The sequence below is a fragment of the Nonomuraea sp. NPDC004580 genome (assembly GCF_040609855.1).
GTDB lineage: Bacteria > Actinomycetota > Actinomycetes > Streptosporangiales > Streptosporangiaceae > Nonomuraea > Nonomuraea salmonea.
Map to the genome: position 1 here is coordinate 1 of NZ_JBEXLH010000115.1, position 9,313 is coordinate 9,313.

At 72.4% G+C, this 9,313-nt stretch carries 10 protein-coding genes; 6 read left to right on the forward strand and 4 right to left on the reverse strand.

Annotation, left to right across the window (positions count from 1 at the left end):
* Window positions 1-101 precede the first annotated feature (101 nt).
* The 6 genes from ABZW11_RS45645 (at window position 102) to ABZW11_RS45670 (ending at window position 5,438) form a co-directional block, all read left to right on the forward strand.
* Window positions 102-908, forward strand: coding sequence for a sugar phosphate isomerase/epimerase family protein (locus ABZW11_RS45645; RefSeq protein ID WP_355432669.1), 807 nt, complete (start codon window positions 102-104; stop codon window positions 906-908).
* A complete protein-coding gene (locus tag ABZW11_RS45650) occupies window positions 908-1,498 on the forward strand; it encodes an EboA domain-containing protein (protein ID WP_355432672.1) in 591 nt (196 codons plus the stop codon). The genes ABZW11_RS45645 and ABZW11_RS45650 overlap by 1 nt, the downstream gene beginning before the upstream one ends.
* Complete coding sequence (locus ABZW11_RS45655; protein ID WP_355432646.1) at window positions 1,498-2,352, forward strand: TatD family hydrolase; 855 nt, start codon at window positions 1,498-1,500, stop codon at window positions 2,350-2,352. The genes ABZW11_RS45650 and ABZW11_RS45655 overlap by 1 nt, the downstream gene beginning before the upstream one ends.
* Complete coding sequence (gene eboE, locus ABZW11_RS45660; protein ID WP_355432649.1) at window positions 2,352-3,479, forward strand: metabolite traffic protein EboE; 1,128 nt, start codon at window positions 2,352-2,354, stop codon at window positions 3,477-3,479. Before ABZW11_RS45655 ends, eboE begins: the two co-directional genes overlap by 1 nt.
* Window positions 3,476-4,843, forward strand: a complete 1,368-nt coding sequence (locus ABZW11_RS45665; RefSeq protein ID WP_355432652.1) for a nucleotide pyrophosphatase/phosphodiesterase family protein — start codon at window positions 3,476-3,478, stop codon at window positions 4,841-4,843. Before eboE ends, ABZW11_RS45665 begins: the two co-directional genes overlap by 4 nt.
* A gap of 142 nt (window positions 4,844-4,985) precedes the next feature.
* The gene (locus ABZW11_RS45670) at window positions 4,986-5,438 is read left to right on the forward strand and encodes a hypothetical protein (RefSeq protein ID WP_355432655.1); all 453 of its coding nucleotides are present in this window, start codon (window positions 4,986-4,988) and stop codon (window positions 5,436-5,438) included.
* 129 nt (window positions 5,439-5,567) lie between these two features.
* On the opposite strand, the gene ABZW11_RS45675 is transcribed toward ABZW11_RS45670, so the two are convergent.
* The 4 genes from ABZW11_RS45675 to ABZW11_RS45690 form a co-directional block, all read right to left on the reverse strand.
* Window positions 5,568-6,350 (reverse strand): CPBP family intramembrane glutamic endopeptidase, encoded by a 783-nt coding sequence (locus ABZW11_RS45675; protein WP_355432658.1) that lies wholly within the window; start codon window positions 6,348-6,350, stop codon window positions 5,568-5,570.
* Between the two features lie 259 nt (window positions 6,351-6,609).
* Window positions 6,610-8,217, reverse strand: a complete 1,608-nt coding sequence (gene mctP, locus ABZW11_RS45680; RefSeq protein WP_355432661.1) for a monocarboxylate uptake permease MctP — start codon at window positions 8,215-8,217, stop codon at window positions 6,610-6,612.
* A complete protein-coding gene (locus ABZW11_RS45685; RefSeq protein WP_355432664.1) occupies window positions 8,214-8,423 on the reverse strand; it encodes a DUF3311 domain-containing protein in 210 nt (69 codons plus the stop codon). Before ABZW11_RS45685 ends, mctP begins: the two co-directional genes overlap by 4 nt.
* A 277-nt stretch (window positions 8,424-8,700) precedes the next feature.
* On the reverse strand, window positions 8,701-9,313 hold a 613-nt coding region (locus tag ABZW11_RS45690), incomplete at its 5' end, for a WYL domain-containing protein (RefSeq protein WP_355432666.1).

The following is a 9,313-nucleotide window of genomic DNA, read 5'->3' on the forward strand; positions in this document are numbered from 1 at the left end:
CGTCGCCCACCACGCCGACTGGGGCCTGCTGCTCGCCCGCACCGACGTCGACCGGCCCAAGCACAAGGGCCTGACCATGTTCGTGGTGGACATGCGCCGAGCTGGGTTACGAAGGCGTCGCCCTCACCCTCGACCACCACCACCTCGACCCCTACGCCGACGGCCTCGCGCACCGGGTGGCCAAGGTCGCCGACCGCCTCCGTACGCTGAACCTGGCCGTCGTGATCGAGACCGGCGCCCGCTACCTGCTCGACCCGCGCCGCAAGCACGCGCCCACCCTCCTCGACGACGACCGGGACAAGCGGATCGACTTCCTGCGCCGCGCCGTGGCGGTGGGGGACGACCTGGGGGCGGAGGCGGTGTCGTTCTGGTCGGGGGTGCGCCCGGCGCACGTCCCGCCCGCCCTCGCATGGGACCGCCTGGTGGACGGCTGCGCGCAGGTCCTGGACGGCACGCAGACCATGAGGCTGGGGTTCGAGCCGGAGCCCGGCATGCTGGTCGACACGATCGCCGGCTGGCGCGGGTTGCGCGAGGCCCTGGGCGCGCCCGAGCGGTTCGGCCTCACCCTCGACATCGGGCACTGCCGCTGCAACGAGCCCGACCCGGTGCCCGATTGCGTGACGTCCGTGGCGGGCCACGTGGTGAACGTCCAGATCGACGACATGCGGCGAGGGACGCACGAGCACCTGGAGTTCGGCGAGGGGGAGATCGACTTCCCGCCGGTGCTGCGCGCGCTGGCCGCCTCCGGCTACCGGGGCCTGGTCGCCGTCGAGCTGCCCAGGCACTCGCACGCCGCCCCCGGCGTGGCGGCCCGTTCCCTCGCCTTCCTGCGCCGCGCGGAAGAGGAGTCCCGCCACGAGTCCCGCCACGAGTCCCGCAGCTTCGGCCCCGAGGGAGGGCGCACGTGATGACCATCGACCGGCTGCGCAAGGCGCTCGCCGCCACCCCCGCATGGCCCTGGCTGGAGGAGGCGCTGGCCGCCGCCGCGGACCGCCCGGACAGCGCCGTGCGGTCGTTCGCCGCCGCGGGGCGCAGGGCGGGACGCGCGGAGCTGGCCGACGCCCCCGGCTGGACGGCCGACGAGGCCGCCAGGGCGCTGCTGCTCGCCGCGCTGCCGCCCGGCCAGGTCACCGCCTCCTACGAGCACGGCGACGCCGACGAGAAACGCGCGGTGCTCAAGGCCCTGCCGCTGCTGGACGCCGGCACGGACGCGGTCCCGCTGCTGCAGGACGCCATCCGCACGAACGACGCCCGCCTGCTGGCCGCCGCGCTCGGCCCGTACGCCCGCCACCTCGACCAGCGATCCTGGCGGCAGGCGGTGCTGAAGTGCGTGTTCATGGGCGTGCCGCTCGACGCCGTGCACGACCTCGACCGGCGCGCGGACGCCGAGCTGGCGGCGATGCTGGCCGCGTTCGCCGAGGAACGGGCCGCGGCCGGCCGCCCCATGCCCGCCGACGCCGCGGCCCTGCTGCACCGGCTCACCAGCGAGGAGACCTGATGCGCATCTTCGACCCCCACATCCACATGACCTCGCGCACCACCGACGACTACGCCAGGATGGCCGCCGCCGGGGTGCTGGCCGTGGTCGAGCCGGCCTTCTGGCTCGGCCAGCCGCGCACGAACCCCGGCTCGTTCACCGACTACTTCGACTCGCTGCTGGGCTGGGAGCCGTACCGGGCGGCGCAGTTCGGCGTGGTGCACCATGCCACGATCGCGCTCAACCCCAAGGAGGCGAACGACCCGCGCTGCCGTCCCGTCCTCGACCTGCTGCCCCGCTACCTCGACAAGGACCGGGTGGTCGCGGTCGGCGAGATCGGCTACGACTCGATGACCCCGGAGGAGGACGACGCGTTCGAACGCCAGCTCGCCCTCGCCGTCGAGCACGACCTGCCCGCGCTCGTGCACACCCCGCACCGCGACAAGGCCCGCGGCACCAGGCGCACGCTGGAGGTGGTGGCGGCCTCCGGCATCGCGCCCGAGCGGGTCGCGGTCGATCACCTCAACGAGGTGACGGTCGAGCTGGTGCACGGCTCAGGCTGCTGGGCCGGGTTCTCGATCTACCCGGAGACGAAGATGTCGCCGCCGCGCATGGTGGCGATCCTGCGCAAGTACGGCCTGGAACGCGTTCTGGTCAACTCGGCCGCCGACTGGGGCGTCTCCGACCCGCTGCTGACGCTGGCGACGGCCGAGGCGATGCTGGCCGACGGGTTCAGTGCGGACGACGTCGAGCAGGTGTTCTGGCGCAACCCGATCGCGTTCTACAGCCAGTCGGGGCGGCTCGACCTGACGGCGGTCACCGGCGCGGCCGAGCCGACCTTCGCCGGCAGCTCGATCAAGCGCGGCGGCGAGTGATGCGGCTGCGGCATCCGTCGGGCACGCCGCTGCACCTCGGCTACTGCACCAACGTGCACCCCGCCGAGGACGTCGCCGGCATCGTGGCCCAGCTCGACGCGTACGCGGTCCCCATCCGCGACCGCCTCGGCACCGGCGTGCTCGGGCTCGGCCTCTGGCTGGCCGCCCCCGCCGCCGCCGAGCTGGCCGCCGACCCGGCCGCGCTCCGGCGGCTGCGCGGGGAGCTGGACGCGCGGGGCCTGGAGGTGGTGACGCTCAACGGCTTCCCGTACGCGGCCTTCCAGGACCCCGTCGTCAAGCACGCCGTCTACCGGCCGGACTGGACCACGCGGGAGCGGCTGGCGTACACGCTGGACCTGGCGCGCGTCCTGGCCGGGCTGCTGCCCGGCGACGCGGCGCGCGGCTCGATCTCCACGTTGCCGCTCGGCTGGCGCGACCCCTGGGACGCCGCCATGGCCGGCGCCGCCGCCCGTCACCTCGACGAGCTGGCCGCCGGGCTGGCGGAGGTGGAGGCGGCGACCGGGCGGACGATCCGGGTCGGGTTCGAGCCCGAGCCGGGCTGCGTCGTGGAGACCACCGAGCAGGCCGTCGCGCACCTGTCGCGCGCCGACACCGACCGGCTCGGCGTCTGCCTCGACCTCGCGCACCTCGCCTGCGCATGGGAGCAGCCCGCCGCCGCGCTCAAGGCGCTGGCCGCGGCCGGGCTGCCGATCGTCAAGGTGCAGCTGTCGGCCGCCTTGGAGACGGCGGAGCCGCAGGTGCTGCGCGAGTACGCCGAGCCGCGCTTCCTCCACCAGACCCGCACCAGGGCGGGCGAGCAGGCCGACGACCTGGACGAGGCGCTCGCCCGCGGGCTGGCCGGCACGTGGCGGGTCCACTACCACGTGCCGCTGCACGCCGCCCCCGCCGCGCCGCTGGCCACCACGGCGGCCGTGCTGCGCGACGCGCTCGCCGAACTGGTGGGCGGGCGCGAGCCTCTGTGCGACCACTTCGACGTCGAGACCTACACCTGGAACGTGCTGCCCGCCGCGCTCCGCCCTGGCAACCCCGCCGAGCTGGCCGCGGGCATCGCGGGGGAGCTGGACTTCGCCCGTACTCGAATGCTCGAGGCAGGAGTGACGGCATGACTTCGCTACTGGTCCTGGACGTGGTGGGGCTGACCCCCCGGCTGCTGGCCCACATGCCGCGCCTGCGCGCCGTCGGCGAGCGCGGGTTCCAGGCAGGGCTCGGCACCGTGCTGCCGGCCGTGACGTGCAGCGTGCAGTCCACGTTCCTCACCGGCCTGCCGCCGTCGGGGCACGGGATCGTCGGCAACGGCTGGTACTTCCGCGACCTCGGCGAGGTGCTGCTGTGGCGCCAGCACAACGCCCTGGTCGAGGGGGAGAAGCTGTGGCAGGCCGCGCGCCGCGAGCGCCCCGGCTACACCGTCGCCAACGTCTGCTGGTGGTACGCCATGGGCGCCGACGTCGACTGGACCGTCACCCCCAGGCCGATCTACCGCGCCGACGGCCGCAAGGACCCCGACTGCTACACCGACCCGCCCGGCCTGCACGACGAGCTGACGGCGGCGCTGGGGACGTTCCCGCTGTTCACCTACTGGGGTCCGGGCGCCGGCATCGTCTCGTCCCGCTGGATCGCCCGCGCCACCCGGCACGTCATGACCGCCCACAACCCCGACCTCACCCTCGCCTACCTGCCGCACCTCGACTACGACCTGCAGCGTTTCGGTCCAGGTCACCCGCGGGCCGCCGCGGCCGCCGCCGAGCTGGACGCCGAGCTGGGGCCGCTGCTGGACGCGGCCGGCGACAGGACCGTGGTGGTGCTGTCGGAGTACGGCATCACCGACGTCGCCCGCCCCGTGGACGTCAACCGGCTGCTGCGGGCCGAAGGGCTGCTGCGCGTGCACACCCAGGACGGCATGGAGTACCTCGACCCGTGGACGTCCAGGGCGTTCGCCGTGGCCGACCACCAGGTGGCGCACGTCTACGTCCGCGACCCCGCCGACGTGCCCGCCGTGGCCAAGCTCTGCGCCGCGCTGCCCGGCGTCGGAGCCGTGCTCGACCAGGACGGCAAGGCCGCCCACCACCTCGACCACCCCCGCTCGGGCGAGCTGGTCCTGCTCGCCGAGCCCGACGCCTGGTTCACCTACTACTACTGGCTGGACGACGCCCGCGCCCCCGACTTCGCCCGCCTGGTCGAGATCCACCGCAAGCCCGGCTACGACCCGGCCGAGCTGTTCTTCGACCCGGCCGCGCCGGGCGCCGCCAAGCGGCGGGCGGGCCTCGCGCTGCTGCGCAAGAAGCTGGGGATGCGCTACCTCATGAGCGTCGTGGGGCTGGACGCGGGCGCGCGCGCCGTACGGGGCTCGCACGGGCTGCTGCCCGCCGACCCCGCCGACGCGCCCGTCCTGCTCTGCTCGGACCCGGCACCGGCGAGGGACCGGTACGCGGCCACCGAGGTCAAGGACCTGCTGCTGCGCCTGGCCCGGTGACCGCTCGCTCCGCCGGGCAGATGCGTCACTTCCTCCAGGACTGACGGGCGGCGCGGAGGCGGGCCTGTTTTCGCAGGTGGGCAGCGCGCGGGGGCGTTCGGCGGCTAAGGTTTCCACGACCGTGACGGGGGAGGGGTGGCACGTGAGGCGAGGCGGGCACGCACTGGCTGCCGTCGCAGGGCTGGCCGCCGCGATCCCCGTCTACTACCTCACCGACGCCGCCGCCAGGGCGCTGCGCGGCGGCACCGTGGCCTTCGCCCCCGCTCCGGCCGCGCTCGCGTACGTGGCGGGCGTCGCCGTCCTCATCAGGGTCCTGACGGTGTGGCCGGTCGCCGCCCTGGCCTGTGGCGTGCCGCTGACGGCGGCCGGCGCGCTGTTCGCCCTCGACCTCGACGCCGCCGTCGGCGTGGCCGCCACGCTGCCGTGGGTGCGGGCCGGCGGCCTGCCGTGGACGACCGGCCCGGTCCCGTGGGCGGCGCCCGGCGAGCCGCCCGGCACGCTTGCCGGGATGACCGGCCTGTACGCGCTCACCGGCGCCTTCCTCGTGCTCTCCGCGCTGCTCCCGGCCCGCAGGCGATCTGTCCTGGGCGGGTGAGCAGGCGGCATCTTGATCGGCGCAGGGCGCTGCTCGACGCCGCCGACCGCGCCATCACGCCGGTGGCGGTGGACCGCTGGTTCCCCTCCAGCAGACTGTGCTCGTCGTGCGGATCTTCGGTCAACGGCCTCAGGGCAGCCAGCTCACCTTGCCGCGCAGGAACGCGTACCCGACGAAGGCGACCGCGTCGATCAGCGTGTGAGCCACGATCAGCGGCATCGCGCGTCCCCACCGCTGGTAGAGCCGCCCGAACACCAGCCCCATCACCACGTTCCCGACGAACCCCCCGAAACCCTGATACAGGTGGTACGACCCGCGCAGCAGCGACGACGCCACGACCGCCTTCCACGGCGTCCACCCGGCCTGCCCCAGCCGGTGCAGCAGGTAGCCGGCGACCACGACCTCCTCAAGCACCCCGTTCTGCGCGGCGGCCAGCAGCAGCACCGGCACCTGCCACCACACCTCCGGCAGCGCTCCCGGCACGACGGTCAGGTTCACCCCCGCCGCCCAGACCGCGAGGTAGAACGCCAGCCCCGACCCGCCGATCGCCGCCGCGAGCGCCGCGCCGCGCAGCAGGTCACCGCCAGGCCGGCGGAAGTCGGCGCCGATCGTCCGCAGCGACTCGTTCGAGCGCACCATCAGGTACGCCACCAGCCCCACCGGCGCTACCGCCACCGCGATCTGCACCAGCTGCAGCGTCAGGTCCAGCCACGGCCGCCCGGGCGCCATCGACCCGACCAGCACGGCCTGCTGCCCCTTCAGCTCTCGGGGAGCGGTCAGCGCCCCGATCAGCCGGACGAACGCCACCAGCGCACTCGCCCCTAGCGACACCGACAACACGACGAAGATCTCGGCCCGGATCAGGCGGGGGGTGAGCAGGTGGGGCGGAGCAAGGGGGGACTGTGTCTGCATGGCCGCAGACTAACCCCGGCATGATCGGACCCAGATAAAAGGAGAGATTTCCGCTACGTCGGGGCTCGCGCAACAGGCTAGGGCGGCGAGCGCCGTGCCGGCCCGGCCGTGGAGGGCCTGGTTCGGTTCCACACCCGGGTGGCCGTCCTCGAGGAGTCCGTACGCGCGAAGCTGGAGGTCGCCGACCCCGCCTACCTCCAGACGCAATGAGCAGCGGCCCGCCCCCCATACGGGAGGCGGGCCGCGAGAACCCCTGGGATCAGTGGGAGCCGGTGAGGTCCAGGTCCTTGACCTTCGGGTCGCCCTCGTCGGCGAAGTAGTCGTCCTGCTTGGTGGCGTCGCCGCCGTCGGCGACCTTGGCCGCCTTCAGGATGACCGTGCCGAGCACCGCCACCACCAGGTTGACGATCAGGGCCAGGAACCCGGCGTAGATCGTCATCTTGGTGTCGAAGCCGAAGTTCGCCAGCGGGAACGCCGAGCTGCCGAAGTGCAGCTTGCCGTTGGCGGGGTTGGGGATGAGGTACAGCATCCACATGCCGGCCCCGAGGCCGAGCGCCCAGCCGGCGATGAGCCCGCCCTTGTGGAACCAGCGGGTGTAGAGGCCGAGCGCCACCGACGGCAGCGTCTGCAGGATGATCACGCCGCCGATGAGCTGCAGGTCGATCGAGAACTGCGGGTCGAGCAGCAGGATGCACAGCACCGCGCCCACCTTGACCAGCAGCGACACGATCTTGGAGACGTTGGCCTCCTGGGCGTCGGTGGCGGTCTTGTTGATGTACTCGCGGTAGATGTTGCGGGTGAACAGGTTGGCCGCCGCGATCGACATGATGGCGGCCGGCACGAGCGCGCCGATGCCGACGGCGGCGTACGCGACGCCCGCGAACCAGTCGGGGAACATGTCGTTGAACAGCTGCGGCACGATCGTGTTGGCGTCGGCCTTGCCGTCGGTGACGACCGGCTTGGTGCCGGCCGCGATGGCCATGAAGCCGAGCAGCGCGATCAGGCCCAGCACGAAGCTGTAGGCGGGCAGCGCCGACATGTTCCGCTTGATGACGTTGCGGTTCTTGGAGGCGAGCACGCCGGTGAGGCTGTGCGGGTAGAGGAACAGCGCCAGCGCCGAGCCGAAGGCCAGCGTCACGTACTGGAGCTGGTTGTTGGCGTTGAGGATGAAACCGTCGCCAGGATTCGGCGTGGCGTCGAACTTGGCCTTGGCCGCGTCGAAGATCGAGTCCCAGCCGCCCAGCCTGGCCGGGATGTAGATGACCGCGGCCAGGATCACGATGTAGATGAGCGAGTCCTTGACGAACGCGATCAGCGCGGGCGCCCGCAGGCCGGACTGGTAGGTGTAGGCGGCCAGGATCGCGAAGGCGATGATGATCGGCAGGTGCCCGGTGACGCCCATCGTCTTCAGCACGGCCTCGATGCCGACGAGCTGCAGCGCGATGTACGGCATCGTGGCGATGAGCCCGGTGATCGCGATGGCGAGCGCCAGCGTGGGCGAGCCGAAGCGGGCTCTGACGAAGTCGGCGGGCGTGACGAACCCGTGCACGTGCGAGACCGACCACATGCGGGCCAGCACCAGGAACACCAGCGGGTACACGACCACGGTGTACGGCAGCGCGTAGAACCCCAGCGCGCCCGAGCTGAACACCAGCGCGGGCACCGCGACGAAGGTGTAGGCGGTGTAGAGGTCGCCGCCGACGAGGAACCAGGTGATCCAGGAGCCGAAGCTGCGCCCGCCGAGCCCCCACTCGTTGAGGCTGGCGAGGTCGGTGGGGCGGCGCCAGCGGGCGGCGACGAAGCCCATGCCGCTGACGATGAGGAACAGCAGGATGAAGACGACCAGCTCGGTCGTGTGAGCGCTCACTTCGTCATCCTGTAGACGAGAGTGGTGGTGCCCACGCCGACGATGATGAAGGCGATCTGCAGCCAGTAGAACAACGGGAAGCCGAACAGGCGCGGCTCGTCGAAGTTGTACAGGAATGTCAGCAACGGCAGCACGATGGGCACGAGCAGCAGCCAGTTCCAGGGGCTGCGGTCGGTGCGTGGCTGCCCGGGATCCCCGGTAGTCATCCGGCCCTCCGATGGGTAGATCAGGCGCTGGCGGTGACCATGCTCCTGACTTTGCGTCAACGGAGGGAGATTAGCTTTTCATGGGGATTAATCCCAATGAACGGCATGTTACGGTTTGGCCTAAATGCCGAATTGCTATCTCGGCATATGAGATGACCATGCGGGCGCGACGTTCAGCACCATAGCTCCGCCCCGGTGGGGAGTGCCGCCATTGCTCGGCGAGTGGTCGGTTGCCCGCGACGAGCGGTCACCCGTTTCACCGGGCAGTGAGGCTCTGTCAGGACGGACGGTCAGGGTCGTACAGGCGGGCCATGCGCGCGGCGGCGTCGGCGACCATCGCCCGCAACTCGGGCGGCCCCAGCACCTCCGCCTCCGGCCCGAACCGCAGCACCTGCGAGAACGCCACCGGCAGCGACTCCACCGCCAGCCGCACGGTCCCGTCCTCCCGCAGCGAGGCCATCGCGTCCTCGACCGCCGCGGGGTCGGCCACGTGCCGCAGCATGCGCACGCCGCGTCCGGTCAGCCGCAACGTGATCTCCTCCCGCAGCAGCGACCTGGCGAACAGCTCCGCCTGCCCCGCCCAGAAGGCCGCGAGATCGAAGTCCTGGTCCCGGTCGAACGTCTCCGGCAGCACCGACACCTCGCCGAACCGGTGCACCCGGAAGATCAGGAACCGCCCCCTGTGCCGCGCGGCCAGGTACCAGGCTCCGCCCTTGAGCACCAGCCCGTACGGCTCAAGCACCCGCAGCACGTCCTTGTAGACCGCCGAGACCCGCCGGTCCCGCCACACCGCCCTGGCCAGTGAAATCGTTCTCGTGGCCACGGCGGGCGCCCAACTCTTGCTGCACGAGATGTTCACCAGGAGTGCTCCGGATGCCGTCGCGCATGCC

Bases quoted from the DNA above. Each gene is read 5' to 3' on its own strand.
- ABZW11_RS45650 (WP_355432672.1), top strand. From the start codon at position 908: ATGACCATCGACCGGCTGCGCAAGGCGCTCGCCGCCACCCCCGCATGG.
- ABZW11_RS45655 (WP_355432646.1), top strand. From the start codon at position 1,498: ATGCGCATCTTCGACCCCCACATCCACATGACCTCGCGCACCACCGAC.
- eboE (WP_355432649.1), top strand. From the start codon at position 2,352: ATGCGGCTGCGGCATCCGTCGGGCACGCCGCTGCACCTCGGCTACTGC.
- ABZW11_RS45665 (WP_355432652.1), top strand. From the start codon at position 3,476: ATGACTTCGCTACTGGTCCTGGACGTGGTGGGGCTGACCCCCCGGCTG.
- ABZW11_RS45675 (WP_355432658.1), bottom strand. From the start codon at position 6,350: ATGCAGACACAGTCCCCCCTTGCTCCGCCCCACCTGCTCACCCCCCGC.
- ABZW11_RS45685 (WP_355432664.1), bottom strand. From the start codon at position 8,423: ATGACTACCGGGGATCCCGGGCAGCCACGCACCGACCGCAGCCCCTGG.